The following is a 16,035-nucleotide window of genomic DNA, read 5'->3' on the forward strand; positions in this document are numbered from 1 at the left end:
TATGCTCAATACTCCTTTATCCGACGTGGATCACGTGGCACGGCCCATGGTGGCCATCGGCACTGACTACAGCCCCGGTACGCTTCTTGACTTTCATGCCCATCGCCGCGCCCAGTTTCTCTATGGCATGACAGGCGTGATGGAAGTCAATACGGATGACGGCACCTGGATGGTGCCGCCCTATAGCGGAGTCTGGCTGCCTGCGGGCAAGCGCCACCAGGTACGTATGAACGGGGTGAGCACCCGAAGCCTGTATATCGAGCCCCGCGTCGCGCCACGCACGACTTGCAGCTGTGAGGTGCTGGTCGTGACGCCTCTGTTGCATCACCTGCTGCTGGCTTCCGCCCATCTACCGGCGCTCTATGATGAAAATGGCCGCGACGGCGCCCTGGCGCAACTACTCCTATACGAACTGCAACAGGCTCAGGCCCTGCCGCTATTTGCGCCTCTGCCCCACGACCCTCAACTAGCCAGCCTGTGCCGAGCGTTTCTCGGCCAGCCACATATTCACAGCCCTCCCGAGGACTGGGCCCGGCAGATGCATCGCAGCCAGCGCACCTTCAATCGCCTGTTCCGTCAGCAGACCGGCATGTCCTTTGCCGTATGGCGTCAACAAGCCTGCCTGATGGCCGCCCTTCCCAGGCTGCTGTCCGGTAGTTCCGTTACTCGCACCGCGCTGGAACTCGGCTACGACAGCCCAGCCGCTTTCTCCAGTATGTTTCGTAAGGTGCTTGGCCAAACTCCCACCGCTTTTGTTAGGGCGGCGAATCGTCAGTTGGAAGAGTAGCAAGTACGCCTACTGATCAGTTGTTCGACTTCTTGCTGGTCGCCTTCTACGGCGACTTTGAAGTGATGGAAAGCGCGGTAATTCTGCGCTTTTCCGACATGACCGCCGCCCGCGTCTGGTCCCAAAGCGGCACCTATCAAGAAGCCCGCAAGAGCAGCCTCCTCCTTCACCATTTAAGGCAGGGGGGTCTCATTGGGCACAGCAGCTTGGAGGCTAAAATACGCGAGACAATTAGACCAGTGTTCAACAGTCCTGCTGTCACTGTGGTAATACTTTTTAAGGCATGGTTTCACGCAAGGTGTCACAACTCGCTTTGAGCAACTCGACTGTTGATTCGACTTTATCATCGGTTAACCGGGTGATTAATGCAGAAACGGATATTGCGCCGCGCATTACTCCATGCCGGTCGAGTACCGGCAGCGCTATGGCAGCAACATCCGGGTCTCGTTCGCCCTTTGAGAAGGCATAGCCTTTGGTACGGATATTATCATAGAACGCGCCTTCTTCCCCACTGAACGCTAAAAGAACGCGGCCTGTCGCCCCCCGTTCAATAGGCAGTAATGCCCCTTCATCCAGATGGTGCCGGGCAGGCTTTGGCGAGTTCAGCCGATAAAGGCACATGCGCTGGTTACCCAAGCGGATAAAGAACGATGCCGTTTCCTGAGTTTGCTCTACCAATTGAGTCAACTGCGGACGAATAAGCTCGCCCATATCTCCTGTATGACGGAATAGATTTCCTAACCGCCATAGGCTGGGCCCCAAAGCATACGTGCCATCGCCTTCACGAACGATATAGCCAAAGCGCTCCAAGGATCCTATCAACCGAAGAATAGTGCTTTTATAAAGCCCCGTACGCTCCGCTAACGTAACGAGCGACAGCGATCGCTCCTGATCTGTAAACGCTTCCAGGATCGTTAAAGCACGCTCAACGGCTTCTACTCGATTTTGCTTTTGGACCAAGCTACACCTCCATTGCACCTAGTTCTACCTGACAGAACAAACATTTTTAAAATAGAACATGTTTGACATGTAAAAATCGTTCTGCCATAAAGAACACTATTATGCCTGACAGAACAAAAAGGAACCATTATGCCGCTTATCAAAATTACAGCATTCGGCAAGCCCCATGTCTGAACTGCTAAAAGGGATTCGGGTGCTGGATCTGACCAACGTTCTTGCTGGTCCTTACTGCTGCTATCAGTTAGCGCAGCAGGGTGCCGATGTCATCAAAGTTGAGCAACCCGGAAGTGGAGATTTGGCCCGCCAGTTAGGAGCCGACCCTGAACTGAATGCCCAACTAATGGGCGTTTCATTTCTCGCCCAGAATGCGGGCAAGCGCTCCATTGAGCTCAATCTAAAATCCGACCAAGGCAAGCAGGCTTTTCGCAAACTGGTACAAACCGCCGATGTATTGGTCGAAAACTTTCGCCCTGGCGTAATGGACCGGCTTGGCCTTGGACATGAGAGTCTTCAAGCGCTTAATCCACGCCTGATCTACTGTGCTATTTCAGGGTTTGGACAAACCGGCCCGCTGGCAAAGAACCCTGCTTACGATCAGATTATCCAAGGTCTTTCCGGCGTAATGAGCGTGACAGGCGATGAAACGTCTGCACCGCTGCGCGTTGGCTACCCCGTTTGCGACACCATCGGTGGTATGACCGCAGCTTTCGCCATTTCCAGCGCCTTGGTCGGCCGAAATAGAACCGGGCACGGCGAGTTTATTGATGTATCCATGCTTGAGTCCATGATGGGCACCATGGGCTGGGTGGTATCCAACTGGCTGACGTGTGGCATTGAGCCACTTCCTATGGGAAACCAAAATACAACGGCGGCCCCATCCGGCACCTTCCGCACTGGTGATGGGTTGTTGAACATCGCCGCCAATAAGCAGGAACAGTTCGAGATTCTGTGCCAGTTGATAGAGCGCGTGGATTTGATATCCGATCCACGATTTCAATTACGTGAAGAGCGCAAGCGCAACCGTAACGCTTTAACTATCGAGTTGGAAGCCGCCTTGCAAAGCGCTTCCGCTGAGCAGTGGGCAACACAAATGAACGCCCGCGGCATACCAGCAGGCGAAGTGCTCACCGTTCCTCAGGCGCTTCGCCACCCCCAGGTCGAAGAGCGTGAGTTAACGCGCACGTTCCCCGGCGTCGTCGGCCAGACAAACCTCTCAGTAGTGCGCTCAGGTTTTCGCCTGGGCAGCGGCGATCCCGAACCCAAAACACCGCCTCCCACATTGGGTCAGGACACCGATGCGATCCTTGCAGAGCTCGGCTATGACGCTGCCGCACGCGCCGCCTTCACTCATCCAAACATAACAACCAAAGAGATGGAAAAATGATTGAAGAGAACCGCCGTACCGCCGGTGAAGACTGGTGGTCTACCGATATCATAGAAATGTCCCCCGGTATAATTCGCTACCACGGCTACGCCATTGAGGATCTGATTGGCAAGGTCGGCTTCCCGGAAATGATCTGGTTGATGCTACGCGGCGATCTACCCAGTGCAGCCCAGGCGACTCTGTTAAGCACGGTACTGATGAGCTCCATTGACCACGGTCCACAAGCGCCGTCTATTGTAATTGCGCGCATTGCATCCACCTGCGGTGTAGGCATCAACAACGCCATGGCTTCTGCAGCCAATGTACTTGGTGATGTACATGGCGGTGCGGGCGAGCAGTGCGTGGCGCTATATAACGCTATCCAGGCACGCTGTGAAGCTGGTGAAGATATTACCTCTGCCACCCATACCGAGCTTGCCAAGCTTAAAGAGAGTGGCGTGCGCTATATCCCAGGGTTCGGGCATCGCTTCCATCCTAAAGACCCACGAGCCCCCAAACTGATGGAGGTTCTACGCGCCACAGCCGACGACAGCATCAACACTCATTTCGCCGACATTGCAGAAGAAGTTGAGCGCCAGATATCCCAAGGCCGCAGCCGTGCAATTCCCATGAATGTAGATGGTGCAACCGGCGCTATTTATGCGGCGCTGGGATTTCCACCAGCGCTATGCCGCGGCCTGTTTGTGCTATCTCGCTCGGTAGGCATCATGAGCCATGCTTGGGAACAGATGCAGCGACCCGAGCGCAATAAAGGCCCACTCCCCCGTACCGAAACCTGGACCTATACCGGCCATGCTCCCCGTAGTGTTGAGCAGGAAGGCGGCCAGCCATGAGTTATACGATTCTGGTGACGGCTCCACGTCTGGCTGACGAAGGCCGGGAAGTGCTGGAACAAGCAGGCTGTCGTCTGCTATTCATCCCCAAAGGGGAGGAAGATAGCCTGGGTGAAATAATGGCCAGCCAGCCTATCGACGCAGTCATCGCACGCACGCTCACGCTGAATAAAGCAACCATTGCATCGTGCCAAGGGCTGCGCGCGATATCCCGCCACGGCGTAGGCCATGACGCAGTAGATATTCAAGCAGCGGCTGAGATGGGCATTCCTGTGACAGTCGTCGGTGATACCAATGCACAGTCGGTCGCTGAGCTAGCCATTGGTCTGATGATCACCGTGGCGCGTAACGTGTCGAATCTGAGCCAACGTGTTAGTGCCGGTGAATGGCCGAGGCAAACCCCTGGCTTACAACTTTCAGGCCGCGTGTTAGGGCTGGTGGGTTGCGGCACCATCGCCCGCCATGTAGCCCGAATGGCAAATGCCATTGGTATGCGCGTTATCGCTTATGACCCCGCCCTGAAAACCATGCCGGAAGGTATTTCCAAGGCGACTAACCTGGACGACCTGCTAACCAGTAGCGATGTCCTCTCTCTGCACTGCCCGCTGTTGCCCTCTACCCAGAACCTGATTGATGCCGCAGCACTCGCGAAGCTTCATTCGGGCGCCATTGTGATCAATACCGCCCGCGGGGGGCTGATTGATGAGGACGCCTTGGCCGAAGCCATCATGGCTGACCGCCTAAAAGGCGCGGGGCTGGATACCTTGAACATTGAGCCACCTCCCGAAAATCATCCTCTTCTGCGTTTACCCCAAGTGGTACTCACCCCGCATGTAGGCGGTAATAGCGATGCAGCGCTGGCACTGACTGCCCGTGCTGCTGCCGAAAATGCCTTGGCACTGCTGTCTGGGCATTCCCCTGCGCATGGACGCATCGTCAACGAACACTTACTGGAGATAACCCAATGAGCATGACGCTTGATGGCGGAACATGGCCTGCTGGCTTTGCTGTCCAACCGCGCCAAACCACCCTAACGCAAAAGCTGCTGACCGCCTTTAAACAAGTGCCGGTCGCTCATGCGGGGGATGTGATGGGGCGGCACACCGGTGCAGTAGGCCTTTGCGCTTATCACAACGACCTTGGACTCACCATGTGTGGTACGGCTATTACGGTGCGTACCCGCCCAGGTGACAACCTCATGGTGCATGTCGCCATACAGCGCGCCCAGCCAGGTGACATTATCGTTATCGACGGGGGCGGCAACCTCTCTACCGCGGTGATTGGTGGGCTGATGCGCACAACAGCAATTGCCCGCCAACTAGGTGGTATCGTGATTGATGGCGCGCTGCGCGATGTCGCTGAATGGGCCGAAGGCGTCTTACCAGTTTACGCCCGCGGCCATGTTCATCGTGGCCCCAGCAAGGATGGCCCTGGCCAGATAAACATTCCTATTTCCTGTGCAGGCATGACAGTGATGCCTGGTGACTTAATTCTGGGCGACGCCGACGGCGTTATCGCTATCCCCGCTAGTGAAGCCGAGGCGCTTTTAAGCCTGTGCCAAACCCAGGCAGCGAAAGAGGCGCGTATACGTGCGCAGAATGAAACCGGCGAGGTCGACCGCGAGCGCTTCGATTCCATCCTGCGTAAGAAAGGCTGTCCGCTTTAGTCATTACCCCAGAACACGACGTTACTTCAACACATAACATTTCTTCAGCACACAACAACAAGCAGTACGACAACATCAATAATAAGGAACACGCCATGAAAAACAACGCTTTAAAATCTATCGCTTGCGCTGCATTGCTTATTCTTCCTGCCGTAGGAATGGCCCAGTCCTATCCCAAAGGATCAATCGACTTCATTGTGCCCTTCTCCGCCGGTGGAGGTACTGATTTTGCTTCACGCGTACTGACAGAGAAGCTTTCCGAGCAGCAAGGATGGAACTTTGTTATTGAGAACCGCGGCGGAGCAGGAGGCAACATCGGCCTTTCACAACTTGCGCGTGCTAAAAATGATGGGCAGGTTATGGGTATGGGGCAAACGTCTAACATGGCGATTAACCCAACGCTGTACGCCAGCATCCCCTACGACTCATTAAATGATTTTACGCCTATTGCGCTAGTTAGCTCACAACCCATGGTGCTGGCCGTTAACCAGAACTCGGCCTACGAAGATTTTGAATCTTTAGTCGCCGCCGCCAGAGAAAACCCAGGCAAAGTGTCCATGAGTACGCCCGGCTCTGGCACGGTGAGTCACCTGTCGATGGAAGTATTTAGCGACCAAGCAGACGTAGAGTTCATGCATGTACCCTACCCCGGTGCGGCCCAAGCGGTAACGGACGCCATTGGTGGGCATGTGGACTTTGTGACTGCCAGCCTTCCCAGCTTATTGTCGCATATTCGGTCAGGCTCATTAAAAGCATTAGCCGTTACCTCGGCTGAGCGCAACGCGGCGCTACCCGATGTTCCCTCGATAGCCGAGTTAGGCTATGAAGGTTTTGAAGCCTCCGACTGGAAAGCAGTGGTCGGCCCCGCCGGTCTTCCCGACGATGTAGTCGCAACCTTTAACGCCGCTATCAATCAGGCTCTTCAGGATGAACGCCTGATCGAAACGATAGAGAACGAGGGCAGTACGGTGGAAGGTGGTTCCGCCGATGAATTTGCTGCTTACCTGCAGGCCGAGTATGAGCGCTGGGCTGAAGCAGTAAGCGCCTCGGGCGCGACAGTGGAGTGATCATTTAAGGCCGGGCATTGATTTATTTGCTCGGCCTTATGGGAGACATCATTATGCTAAATCGCGATATCGTTGACATTATTACGGGGATGGCACTGGCAGCTTTTGGCTTAATCATTGCCGCCTATGCCACTACGCATTATAACCTTGGGTCACTTCAGCGTATGGGGCCTGGCATGGTTCCTATGGGCATAGGATCGATTATTGCCCTGCTTGGCATAATGCTTACCATTGGAGGCGCATCGCGCCCACATTTTCCAATGCCAAGCATTGAGTGGCGCCCGCTAGCCGCTATCCTCAGCGGAATTTTGGTCTTCTCTCTTGCAGTACCACGTGTTGGCTTAGTACCTGCCATTTTCCTGTTAACACTGATCACCTCGCTTGCCGATAAGCAGTTGCGAATCAAGACGGTTTTGGCACTCATCGCCTTTCTCATTCTGGTGGCCATTTTGATCTTCCGCTTGGCACTTGGCATGAACATACCGATCTTCAGGTGGGCATTCTAATGGACTTTTTTGGCAATCTTTCGCTTGGTTTGCACACCGCACTTTCGTTCAGCAACCTGTTTTTCTGCTTTGTTGGCGTGTTTCTAGGAACACTGCTTGGCGTTATCCCGGGCGTTGGCGTTTTAGCCGCCATTTCCATGCTGTTTCCCATAACGTTTCATATGGAAGTGACATCAGCACTCATAATGCTGGCAGGAATATGGTACGGCACGAGTTACGGTGGCAGCACGGCGTCTATCCTGCTTAACGTACCAGGCACGCCTGCCAATGCGGTGGTCTGTTTAGATGGCTACCCTATGGCACAAAAAGGTCGTGGTGCCGTTGCTCTGTTTATGACCACAGTGGCCTCTTTCGTTGGCGGCTCCATCGGCATCGTCATCCTGACCCTTTTCGCACCGGTGATAGCACAATATGCCTTGAGCATGGGCCCCGCTGAGTACTTCTCATTAATGCTGCTAGGGCTAATTGCGGCGACCGGTATTGCTGATGGCTCCGCAGTCAAAGGCTTCGTCATGGTCATGCTGGGTATTTTCCTTGGCAGTATCGGTACCGACGTTTACACAGGCACACAACGTTTTGCCTTTGGTATCCCAGAACTCGGTGACGGCATTAGCCTGGTAGCACTGGCCATGGGAGTGTTCGGGGTAGCGGAGCTCATTATTAGCGTTGGCAGTGTTAAGGCAAACCGCTTTAAATCGTCTGACCTGACGCTACGTGCCATGAAACCTACGCGCGATGATATGCGACGTTCGTGGTTCCCGATGCTGCGCGGCTCAAGCATTGGCTCATTCTTTGGCGCCCTACCGGGAACAGGCCCGTCACTGGCCGCGTTTATCGCTTATGCAGTGGAAAAGCGCTCATCCAAAGATCCAAGCCGATTTGGTAAAGGAGCAATTGAAGGCGTCATGGCTCCGGAATCAGCCAATAACGCAGCTGACCAAACCTCGTTCATCCCTACTCTGGCCTTGGGTATACCCGGTAGCCCGACAATGGCACTAATGTTAGGTGCGCTCATTATTCATGGCGTTACACCTGGCCCCGGTCTGATGACAGAGCAACCGAGCCTTTTCTGGGGTCTCGTCATGAGCTTCTGGATCGGTAATATTATGCTGGTTATCCTTAACGTTCCTCTTATTGGTCTATGGGTACGCCTGCTTGCCGTCCCTTATCATCTGCTGTTTCCCGCCGTATTGATGTTCATTTGCCTGGGCACCTACAGCGTCAATAACAGCTCGTTCGACGTACTACTGGTGATGATATTCGGTGCGTTGGGCGTTTTGATGCGCAAACTGGCTTTCCCAGCGGCGCCGCTCATTTTGGGGTTTGTACTTGGCCCGATGATGGAGGACAACTTCCGCCGCGCCATGCTGCTCTCGTCGGGAGATTTTGCGACCTTCATTGAGCGGCCGATCAGCGCCACCATCCTCGCCATTGCTGCGCTGATTTTGGTATGGAGCTTTTTTTCCACGCTTAAAGCACGCCGCGCGCTTGCTCAGGGCTAAGCTAGATCTGATTTACTTAATCTGAACGCTTGCTCTGCCATGTATAGGAGCAGGCGTTCAGAGTCGTCAGCCCCACCTCGTTCCCAGATAGAAACCAGATTTTTACTGACGTTAAGATATCAAAGTTCTTTTCGAACGATCTCCGCTCCGGCACTCAAGGCACTGAGCTTGCCTCGCGCAACCGAGCGAGATAGCGGCGCCATGCCACAGTTGGTGCACGGGTAGAGCTTGTCGGCATCAACGAACTGAAGTGCTTTTCTAAGCGTTGCGGCGACTTCTTCCGGCGTTTCGATGGTGTTGGTGGCGACGTCGATGGCACCCAGCATCACCTTCTTGCCGCGCAGAAGTTCGACCAGCTCGATGGGCACGTGGGAGTTCTGGCACTCCAACGAAACAATATCGATGTTGGATTTTTGCAGCCGGGGGAAGACTTCTTCATATTGCCTCCACTCCGATCCCAGCGTCTTTTTCCAATCCGTATTGGCTTTAATGCCGTAGCCATAACAGATATGGACAGCCGTTTCGCATTTGAGCCCTTCAATGGCTCTTTCCAAGGCGGCGATTCCCCAGTCATTCACCTCATCGAAAAACACGTTGAACGCAGGTTCGTCGAACTGAATAATATCGATGCCTGCTGCCTCCAGTTCCCGAGCCTCCTGATTGAGCGCTTTCGCGAACTCCCACGCCAGCTTCTCACGACTTTTATAGTGATCGTCATACAGCGTGTCGATCATGGTCATCGGGCCCGGTAGCGCCCATTTGATGGGTTGGCGGGTTTGCTCGCGCAAAAACCTGGCATCTTCGACGAAAACTGGCTTATGGCGGTTGATCTCGCCCACAACCGTCGGCACGCTCGCATCGTAGCGATTGCGAATTCTCACGGTTTTGCGCTTTTCAAAATCGACGCCGCTAAGATGCTCGATAAAGGTTGTCACGAAATGTTGACGCGTTTGTTCGCCATCGCTGACGATATCGATACCGGCTTGCTGCTGTTCCTGCAGCGACACGCGCAGCGCATCCTGTTTACCTTCAATCAACGCCTCGTCTTGCAGTTTCCAGGGCGACCAAAGGGTTTCGGGCTGCGCAAGCCAGGAGGGTTTGGGTAGGCTGCCCGCCGTCGAGGTAGGTAACAGTTTACTCATGAGTCATCATCCCGTATATCTGGTTAAGTTAGAGCGAGCCGCTGGAAGACCACTGCTCAAGCATCGCCTGATAGGGTTTGATGAAGTGCTCTTCAGCAAACTTCCCCTGCTCGGCGGCCAATTGGCTACGTTCTTCTCGGTCGTAAACGATTTGCGTGAGCGAATGATCCGAGTTTTTCAAGTTGGGCTGATAAACGTTGCCCGCAACCGCATTGGCGTTGTAGATCTCAGGCCGGTAAATCTTCTGAAAAGACTCCATGGTGCTGATGGTGCCGGCAAGCTCAAGATTGGTGTAATCGTTGAGCAAATCTCCAGAAAAATAAAACGCCAGCGGGGCAGCACTGTTGGCAGGCATAAAGTAGCGAACCTGAAGCCCCATCTTCTTGAAGTACTGCTCGGTCAGCGAAGACTCGTTCGGCTGATATTCAACCCCCAATACGGGATGCTGATTATCGGTTCGGTGATAGACCTTGTTATCCGACACGCTCAAGCATATGACGGGAGGCTTCCCGAAATGCTCTTTGTAAACGGGTGAATCCACGAAGCTTTTAAACAAGTTGCCGTGCAGAACACCAAAATCATCCGGAATACTGAAAGTCGACTGGTGCTTGTTATGCTCTAAAAGCCGCACGCTAAAGTCGTAATCTCGGACATAGGATGAAAAGTTGTTCCCTACGATACCGTCGATGCGTTTGCCGGTTTGCTTGTCCAGAAAACTAGTTTTGAGTATCTCGATGATTTGAAAAGGCGCTTCATGGCCCCTTGCGCCAACCTCCATACTCACGGAAATGATGTCGAGTTCGACGCAATAACGACGCCCTTCGGGGTTATCCCAATGCACCAGGGCATTGAAACGGTTATTGATCATTTCCAGCGTATTGCGGAGGTTCTCGCGCCGCCTTTCGCCCCGGGCCAAATTGGCAAAGTTGGTCGTGATACGCGTATTGTCCGACGGACGATAATTCTCATCGAAGCCGATACGCTTGATAGTAAATGCGACGTCGTTATTCATCATCTCGCCTCCAATAGTAAAAAATCGAACCGGTTCTTCGCTTCTGCGGAACGGCCCAATATTTATAAACCGGGCGGCTTTACAGCTTTTAAACCTGACAGCCTTATTCATGAGAAGCTGGCAGGCTCTATAACGAAGAGTGCTGGGGATTTTATACAGGAGTACAAAGATGAATAAAAATGGTCTTATTTCATGGTAAGTTTAGAAAAATTCATAGTGAAAACCGACTCTTCAACTGAAAAAGATGCTGGCTGCGTTGGGCTTGATGAATTTAGGTAGTCATACGACGCGCTCGACATCCCCGCACTAAAAGTACGGGGTTTTCTGCGCAAATCTGATAAAGTTATTATCCCGCTAAATAGTTTTCTGCAGACTTCATGCACGTTTATATTCTTTCACTGGACACGCTATGCATAACCTATGGATTCCCGTCGTCGCCATTTTCGTCGTTGCGGGCCTGATATTCGGTGGCCAGGCCTATTCCGAGGCCCAGCGTGATGCCCACATCGCCGAGACGATTTCGGAGCGTCTTAATAGCCAAGCACCGGCCGAAATTTCCAACCTGGCGACTGTCAACAAGGGGTATGGGGTGTGCGGCGACTATGCGCTTTCAGGCGCCGAGTCCGGTCGCTTCTACTACAACAGCAACACCAAGCGACTGGCGTTGGGCACCGATGCCCCGCTGTATCGCGACAACTGTGAAAGCGTTTATAACTAAACTCTTGGTTCTCTGGTACGCCCGTCGCGGCCCACCTATGCCGAATGCGCCTTCTTGAAGGGAACGAGGTGCAGCACACCCACCACCACCGAACCCACCAAAAAGCCAATCACCGCTGAGCACAGCGTATTGAAGCTCCAGCCCAGCAGGCCGCCCAAGGCACCGGTTGCCCCGCTAATGCCATGCTCAATGTGGTGAACCCACGCATAGGGGGAATTGAACCAACCCGTTCCATCGGCACCTAGATTGACCATCAGGATATGTCCTCCCACCCAGAGCATGGCGATGGTACCCACCACGGCGATGGTCGCTAGCACCTTGGGCATGGCCGTTACCAGCCCACGGCCCAGTTTCTGCATACCCGAACTGTCCCGCTGGGCGAGCTTCAGCCCGAAATCATCCATCCTGACCAACATCGCCACCACGCCATACACCAGAACAGTGATGACAAACGCGACCACCACCAGGCTCGCCAGCTGAGACCAGAACCCTTGATGGGAAACAGTAGAAAGCGCAATCACCATGATTTCAGCGGAAAGAATCAGGTCGGTGCGAACGGCACCACTCACGATCTTTTTCTCAGCTTCCGGCCCCTTCTCTACCGCAGGCTTCTCGTCATCATGCTTGCCGGAAAGCTTGTGCCAGACCTTCTCAGCGCCCTCAAAGGCCAGGTAGGTGCCGCCCACCATCAGGATGATCGGCAATAGCGCGGGCAAAAAGTGATTCAACAGCAGCGCCACCGGCAGGATAAAAATCAACTTGTTGCGGATCGAACCCAGCGCGATCTTCTTCACAATTGCCAGTTCACGCTCCGCGGCCACTCCTTGCAAATACTGCGGCGTTACCGCCGTATCATCCACCACGACCCCGGCCGCCTTCGCCGTCGCCCGCCCAGCGGCGGCACTCACATCGTCCAATGATGCTGCGGACAACTTTGCCAATGCGGCAATGTCATCCAGTAATCCAATCAAGCCGCCTATGGCCATGGCTGATTCCTCCGTGAATAACAGGTGTAGATAGTAAAGCACATAGCGGGTTGGGCGGAGCGCGTCTCTTCACACATCAGATACTATCCGTGCCAGGGTCTGCTCAAGTTCATGGCGATCCGCCTGACGCTTGGCTTTCGAGCGACGGGTAAGGTTTTGCAGCTTTCGGACTACCCCTGGCAATGCTGCTGCGCCTTCTAAATGGATCAATTCAAAATCAGGCTGCTCATTTTCAACGGACCATAGAAAGTCACATGACGGCTTATCCAGCTTTTTGGATATCCATAGCAGTAACTGTGCTCTGTTCTCCAGCAGTTGCGCCGCCGTCACCGGCTTGGCGGTCATTCCCTTGAAATGGGCATCAAAGATCGTCTCAAAATCCACTGGTTCCCGGGGAGCCAAGAGTTCCCAAGCCGGTTTAGGGCTACACGTTAGATACACCAGAAAGGTTCGCCATAATGTCGCATCGGCCCGTTCATCTTCCAGTAACAAGCCAATGTCGAACAGATCCCTGGGATGTTGACGAGACAAGGCCGCCGCCAATTTTCCAGCGTAGAGATCGGCAAAATCGAGCACCTGTGTTGTTGCAAAGCCGAAGGCCTGTTCGACTGCCGGTTGGACCACCATCGTTCGCACCGAGTGTACTGTGCCACGCATCACTGGGGTTGTTTCAATCTGCACACGCGCCCGGCCACGGCTGCAAATTAATCGTGTGATTCCCCCTGTGTTCGCGCCACCCGATGTCTGTACCTGTAATTGCAAAGGGCGTGCACGCAAGGTCTCCGCCAACTGCTCTAGTGCCGCAGCAATGTCCGCCACGCCTGTCTCAAAATTCTGCACAGGCAGCCAGGTCAAGTCGATGTCCACTGACAGCCTGGGGAGATCATGCTCAAACAAGTTGATGGCGGTACCGCCCTTTAGTGCAAACCGAGTTTCCTTTGCCAGCACCGGCAGGATATCTACCAGCAATTGCACACGGTCGCTGTAGCGTTTATCCCAACTGCTCATCAAGGTCTCCCGGCAGGACGATGTGATACGTGGGATGCAGGCGGCCGCCAGGAACCAGCGAACGCTTACCACGACCAAGATCCACACCCTCAATCGATAGGTGCGAAAACCAGGCGTGCCCATGACGCTCGGCCAGCGCGAGAAACAGACGCTTGGCCTTGATGCTGTGACAATGGCGCAGCAGCATTTCAAGCCGCCGAGGGCGTAGGGTGGCCATGGCCTGCATTAAAGCGTCCACTTCGTAGACCCTCCCAGCATCAGACGCCTCATCACATAACTCCAGCATGGCGCGTTCCGGGGTCGAAAACATCAGCATCCCGCTGGGTAATGCTTCTCTTTGCTCCAACCCTTGGTCCAGCAATGCCTGACCCGTCGTTTCACCAGTGAATGGAATCTCAGGCAGATCGAAAGGCCCTTTGCCGCAGTATTCAATGCGCTCTACCAACGGCAGCTTGTGTACCCACCCTGGCATACGATCTGGCCCATAGAGCGTGACCACTTCAGCTTCGCCCAAGCGCAAGTAATGCTCATGCCCAAGCCAGGCCAAGGCAAAGCGCCCACCTATATGCAGCGACAGACCTTCCATCTGTTGTAACGCTCGTACTACCCCTTCCCAATGGAGGGAACCTCCTTTGCGCATGTACACACCACGCGCCGGGGAGACCAGCCAACCGCTGCCGACATAACGGGCCAACAAGCTACTGTAATAGCCATGCGCTCTTAACCACCGACTGGAAACCACGCCAGTATCGCTTAGCCCAGCCAGCAGGCGGTTTAACTTTCCATCATTTTGATCACTCATGGTGACTAAAATACACTTTCCATAAACCAGCACAATGACCAGGGTTTAATAAATACCAAAAAAAGTCACTCATAGTGACTTTATCAGGAGTTTTATAAACCTCAGCAACAAATACCTTATGCACATCCCATGGCATAGCGACCTGCGTACTTTCCACTTCAGTGGCAATCAAGTCTTAAATGGCAAAGATCGCCACTACAAGGAGCCGTCCACTGTTCGCTCAAGTAACACCGTATAGCGCGTGCTGCGACCGCCGCCGGGTAGTTTGAAAAGGCAGCCTTTTTCCAGCAGCTCTGCCAAATCCCGCGTTGCGGTGGCTTTACTTACCCTGGCCAACGATTGGTACTTACGAGCATTGATACCCTGCTCAAACTCCTCCCCTGTTGTATCCAATAAGCGATTCAGCACCTTGATTTGCCGTTCGTTCAGCACGGTGCTCGCATGGCGCTGCCAGAAGGTGGCTTTCATTAACACACGGTCGATTCTTAGCAGCGCCTGTTCAAGTGCCTCTTTCAGCGTATCCAGAAACCACAACAACCACGGCGTAATATCGAGACTGCCTTTCTGAGCGCTTTCAAGTTGCTCGTAGTAAGCATTGCGGCGCGCCATGATGGCTGCGCTCAAAGAATAGAAGCGAACGGATTGTTGCTCTGCTTGTGCCAGCGCACGATCTGTTACCGCGCGGGTAACGCGACCATTACCATCATCAAAGGGGTGTAAGGTAATCAACCATAGATGGGTTATGCCAGCGCGAACCAGCCCATCAAGTCCCGGTGGTGGCTGGTTGAACCAAGTAATAAATGCATCCAGCTCAGCCTCCAACTGCCCACGGGGCGGTGCTTCAAAATGAACGGTAGGCCGATTAAGCCGCCCCGACACCACTTGCATAGAGTGGTCGCCACGCAGCTCGCCTACACGTACATTACCAAGCACGCCGGGGCCTTGCACAAAAAGCATGGATTGCCAGAGGCACAACTCTTCGCGGGAAAGCGGCACATCCAACTGATGCGTGGATTGCAGCAATAGCTCGACCAGCGCCTCGGATTCAGGTGTTGTTCTGGCAGAGATACCGGCCTGCTCTAAACCCAACTGGCGTGCAACGGAAGACCTCACAGAGCCAACGTCCAGGCGCTCACCTTCGATTTCGCTGGTACGAATAGCATTCTGGATCAGTGCGTCCATCTCCACATCCAGATCAGCCTGACCGTGGGCCGCCTCGGTTTTACCCAGCACACGGCCCTGCAGTAGCCGTACGGCGTCCAACGTAGGCCGAAGAACGGACTCAACCCACTCAAAGTGCGGCCAATTATGCTGTTCCCAAATATACATGAGCCGATTGCCCCGCCTATTCAGATCATATTATGAGCCGATTATGGTTTATATTCGGCTCATGAGCTAGGCCGAGGACTTGATAGAGGAAAAGATTAGTTTCAGCAGCGTCGAACATTAAACTTGGACAAGTTGAAAACGCCTTGGCTAAATAACAGATAACCGCACGTCTTGAATGGCTTTCAGAGTTTTGCTGTTAGCATCCGTCCAGACAAGCCGACCGTTGGCGCTGCCGTCCACCAACACCGCGCTCTTTCGAAAGCTGGCGCTGCTCGCGCATGTAGTCGTAAATAGACACCGCTTCTTAAGCACGAGCCAAAGAGCCTTTAAGTA

16 protein-coding genes and 1 pseudogene are annotated in these 16,035 nt (G+C 53.9%); 9 read left to right on the plus strand and 8 right to left on the minus strand.

Annotation, left to right across the window (positions count from 1 at the left end):
• The first annotated feature begins 1 nt into the window (after position 1).
• Positions 2–787, plus strand: coding sequence for an AraC family transcriptional regulator (locus ACT3TJ_RS14530; protein WP_444622406.1), 786 nt, complete (start codon positions 2–4; stop codon positions 785–787).
• A 276-nt stretch (positions 788–1,063) separates the two neighbouring features.
• Here ACT3TJ_RS14530 and ACT3TJ_RS14535 read toward each other — a convergent pair whose 3' ends face one another.
• Positions 1,064–1,747: an IclR family transcriptional regulator gene (locus tag ACT3TJ_RS14535; protein WP_444622407.1), complete on the minus strand. Its 684-nt coding sequence runs from the start codon at positions 1,745–1,747 to the stop codon at positions 1,064–1,066.
• A gap of 166 nt (positions 1,748–1,913) precedes the next feature.
• Between ACT3TJ_RS14535 and ACT3TJ_RS14540 the strand changes: the two genes are divergently transcribed.
• The 7 genes from ACT3TJ_RS14540 to ACT3TJ_RS14570 all read left to right on the plus strand — a co-directional run bounded on the left by ACT3TJ_RS14540 (position 1,914) and on the right by ACT3TJ_RS14570 (position 8,705).
• Complete coding sequence (locus ACT3TJ_RS14540; RefSeq protein WP_444622408.1) at positions 1,914–3,131, plus strand: CaiB/BaiF CoA transferase family protein; 1,218 nt, start codon at positions 1,914–1,916, stop codon at positions 3,129–3,131.
• Complete coding sequence (locus ACT3TJ_RS14545) at positions 3,128–3,964, plus strand: citryl-CoA lyase (RefSeq protein WP_444622409.1); 837 nt, start codon at positions 3,128–3,130, stop codon at positions 3,962–3,964. The genes ACT3TJ_RS14540 and ACT3TJ_RS14545 overlap by 4 nt, the downstream gene beginning before the upstream one ends.
• Positions 3,961–4,932 (plus strand): hydroxyacid dehydrogenase, encoded by a 972-nt coding sequence (locus ACT3TJ_RS14550; protein WP_441679998.1) that lies wholly within the window; start codon positions 3,961–3,963, stop codon positions 4,930–4,932. The genes ACT3TJ_RS14545 and ACT3TJ_RS14550 overlap by 4 nt, the downstream gene beginning before the upstream one ends.
• Positions 4,929–5,630 (plus strand): RraA family protein, encoded by a 702-nt coding sequence (locus ACT3TJ_RS14555; RefSeq protein ID WP_444622410.1) that lies wholly within the window; start codon positions 4,929–4,931, stop codon positions 5,628–5,630. Before ACT3TJ_RS14550 ends, ACT3TJ_RS14555 begins: the two co-directional genes overlap by 4 nt.
• A 95-nt stretch (positions 5,631–5,725) precedes the next feature.
• Positions 5,726–6,697 carry a Bug family tripartite tricarboxylate transporter substrate binding protein gene (locus ACT3TJ_RS14560; protein ID WP_441680002.1) on the plus strand — a complete coding sequence of 324 codons (972 nt, stop codon included), beginning with the start codon at positions 5,726–5,728 and terminating at the stop codon, positions 6,695–6,697.
• A 53-nt stretch (positions 6,698–6,750) separates the two neighbouring features.
• Complete coding sequence (locus ACT3TJ_RS14565; RefSeq protein ID WP_441680004.1) at positions 6,751–7,203, plus strand: tripartite tricarboxylate transporter TctB family protein; 453 nt, start codon at positions 6,751–6,753, stop codon at positions 7,201–7,203.
• Positions 7,203–8,705: a tripartite tricarboxylate transporter permease gene (locus ACT3TJ_RS14570; RefSeq protein ID WP_441680006.1), complete on the plus strand. Its 1,503-nt coding sequence runs from the start codon at positions 7,203–7,205 to the stop codon at positions 8,703–8,705. Before ACT3TJ_RS14565 ends, ACT3TJ_RS14570 begins: the two co-directional genes overlap by 1 nt.
• A 119-nt stretch (positions 8,706–8,824) precedes the next feature.
• Here ACT3TJ_RS14570 and ACT3TJ_RS14575 read toward each other — a convergent pair whose 3' ends face one another.
• Both ACT3TJ_RS14575 and ACT3TJ_RS14580 read right to left on the minus strand, forming a co-directional pair.
• Positions 8,825–9,847, minus strand: a complete 1,023-nt coding sequence (locus ACT3TJ_RS14575) for a methionine synthase (protein WP_444622411.1) — start codon at positions 9,845–9,847, stop codon at positions 8,825–8,827.
• 28 nt (positions 9,848–9,875) lie between these two features.
• Positions 9,876–10,859, minus strand: coding sequence for a DUF1852 domain-containing protein (locus ACT3TJ_RS14580; protein WP_444622417.1), 984 nt, complete (start codon positions 10,857–10,859; stop codon positions 9,876–9,878).
• A 409-nt stretch (positions 10,860–11,268) separates the two neighbouring features.
• On the opposite strand from ACT3TJ_RS14580, the gene ACT3TJ_RS14585 reads away from it, so the two are divergent.
• Positions 11,269–11,577, plus strand: a complete 309-nt coding sequence (locus ACT3TJ_RS14585; RefSeq protein ID WP_149573861.1) for a hypothetical protein — start codon at positions 11,269–11,271, stop codon at positions 11,575–11,577.
• 35 nt (positions 11,578–11,612) lie between these two features.
• Here the strand turns inward: ACT3TJ_RS14585 and ACT3TJ_RS14590 are convergent, their stop codons facing one another.
• The 5 genes and pseudogenes from ACT3TJ_RS14590 to ACT3TJ_RS14610 all read right to left on the minus strand — a co-directional run.
• Positions 11,613–12,563, minus strand: a complete 951-nt coding sequence (locus ACT3TJ_RS14590; protein ID WP_444622412.1) for a DUF808 domain-containing protein — start codon at positions 12,561–12,563, stop codon at positions 11,613–11,615.
• 69 nt (positions 12,564–12,632) lie between these two features.
• Positions 12,633–13,571 (minus strand): nucleotidyl transferase AbiEii/AbiGii toxin family protein, encoded by a 939-nt coding sequence (locus tag ACT3TJ_RS14595; RefSeq protein ID WP_444622413.1) that lies wholly within the window; start codon positions 13,569–13,571, stop codon positions 12,633–12,635.
• Entirely contained in the window at positions 13,555–14,373 is an 819-nt protein-coding gene (locus ACT3TJ_RS14600) for a type IV toxin-antitoxin system AbiEi family antitoxin domain-containing protein (RefSeq protein ID WP_444622414.1), read from the minus strand. The genes ACT3TJ_RS14595 and ACT3TJ_RS14600 overlap by 17 nt, the downstream gene beginning before the upstream one ends.
• Positions 14,374–14,568: 195 nt before the next feature.
• Positions 14,569–15,702 carry a Fic family protein gene (locus tag ACT3TJ_RS14605; RefSeq protein ID WP_444622415.1) on the minus strand — a complete coding sequence of 378 codons (1,134 nt, stop codon included), beginning with the start codon at positions 15,700–15,702 and terminating at the stop codon, positions 14,569–14,571.
• Positions 15,703–15,849: 147 nt separating this feature from the next.
• Positions 15,850–16,035, minus strand: a pseudogene (locus ACT3TJ_RS14610) (hypothetical protein); the annotation flags it as partial.

This window comes from Halomonas sp. AOP30-A1-24, from assembly GCF_052378165.1.
In the GTDB taxonomy this organism is placed as follows: Bacteria; Pseudomonadota; Gammaproteobacteria; order Pseudomonadales; family Halomonadaceae; genus Vreelandella; species Vreelandella citrativorans.

Excerpts from the sequence above, each read along its gene's own strand:
- ACT3TJ_RS14530 (WP_444622406.1), top strand. The coding sequence starts at position 2 with ATGCTCAATACTCCTTTATCCGACGTGGATCACGTGGCACGGCCCATG.
- ACT3TJ_RS14540 (WP_444622408.1), top strand. The coding sequence starts at position 1,914 with ATGTCTGAACTGCTAAAAGGGATTCGGGTGCTGGATCTGACCAACGTT.
- ACT3TJ_RS14545 (WP_444622409.1), top strand. The coding sequence starts at position 3,128 with ATGATTGAAGAGAACCGCCGTACCGCCGGTGAAGACTGGTGGTCTACC.
- ACT3TJ_RS14550 (WP_441679998.1), top strand. The coding sequence starts at position 3,961 with ATGAGTTATACGATTCTGGTGACGGCTCCACGTCTGGCTGACGAAGGC.
- ACT3TJ_RS14555 (WP_444622410.1), top strand. The coding sequence starts at position 4,929 with ATGAGCATGACGCTTGATGGCGGAACATGGCCTGCTGGCTTTGCTGTC.
- ACT3TJ_RS14560 (WP_441680002.1), top strand. The coding sequence starts at position 5,726 with ATGAAAAACAACGCTTTAAAATCTATCGCTTGCGCTGCATTGCTTATT.
- ACT3TJ_RS14565 (WP_441680004.1), top strand. The coding sequence starts at position 6,751 with ATGCTAAATCGCGATATCGTTGACATTATTACGGGGATGGCACTGGCA.
- ACT3TJ_RS14570 (WP_441680006.1), top strand. The coding sequence starts at position 7,203 with ATGGACTTTTTTGGCAATCTTTCGCTTGGTTTGCACACCGCACTTTCG.
- ACT3TJ_RS14575 (WP_444622411.1), bottom strand. The coding sequence starts at position 9,847 with ATGAGTAAACTGTTACCTACCTCGACGGCGGGCAGCCTACCCAAACCC.
- ACT3TJ_RS14580 (WP_444622417.1), bottom strand. The coding sequence starts at position 10,859 with ATGAATAACGACGTCGCATTTACTATCAAGCGTATCGGCTTCGATGAG.
- ACT3TJ_RS14585 (WP_149573861.1), top strand. The coding sequence starts at position 11,269 with ATGCATAACCTATGGATTCCCGTCGTCGCCATTTTCGTCGTTGCGGGC.
- ACT3TJ_RS14590 (WP_444622412.1), bottom strand. The coding sequence starts at position 12,563 with ATGGCCATAGGCGGCTTGATTGGATTACTGGATGACATTGCCGCATTG.
- ACT3TJ_RS14595 (WP_444622413.1), bottom strand. The coding sequence starts at position 13,571 with ATGAGCAGTTGGGATAAACGCTACAGCGACCGTGTGCAATTGCTGGTA.
- ACT3TJ_RS14600 (WP_444622414.1), bottom strand. The coding sequence starts at position 14,373 with ATGAGTGATCAAAATGATGGAAAGTTAAACCGCCTGCTGGCTGGGCTA.
- ACT3TJ_RS14605 (WP_444622415.1), bottom strand. The coding sequence starts at position 15,702 with ATGTATATTTGGGAACAGCATAATTGGCCGCACTTTGAGTGGGTTGAG.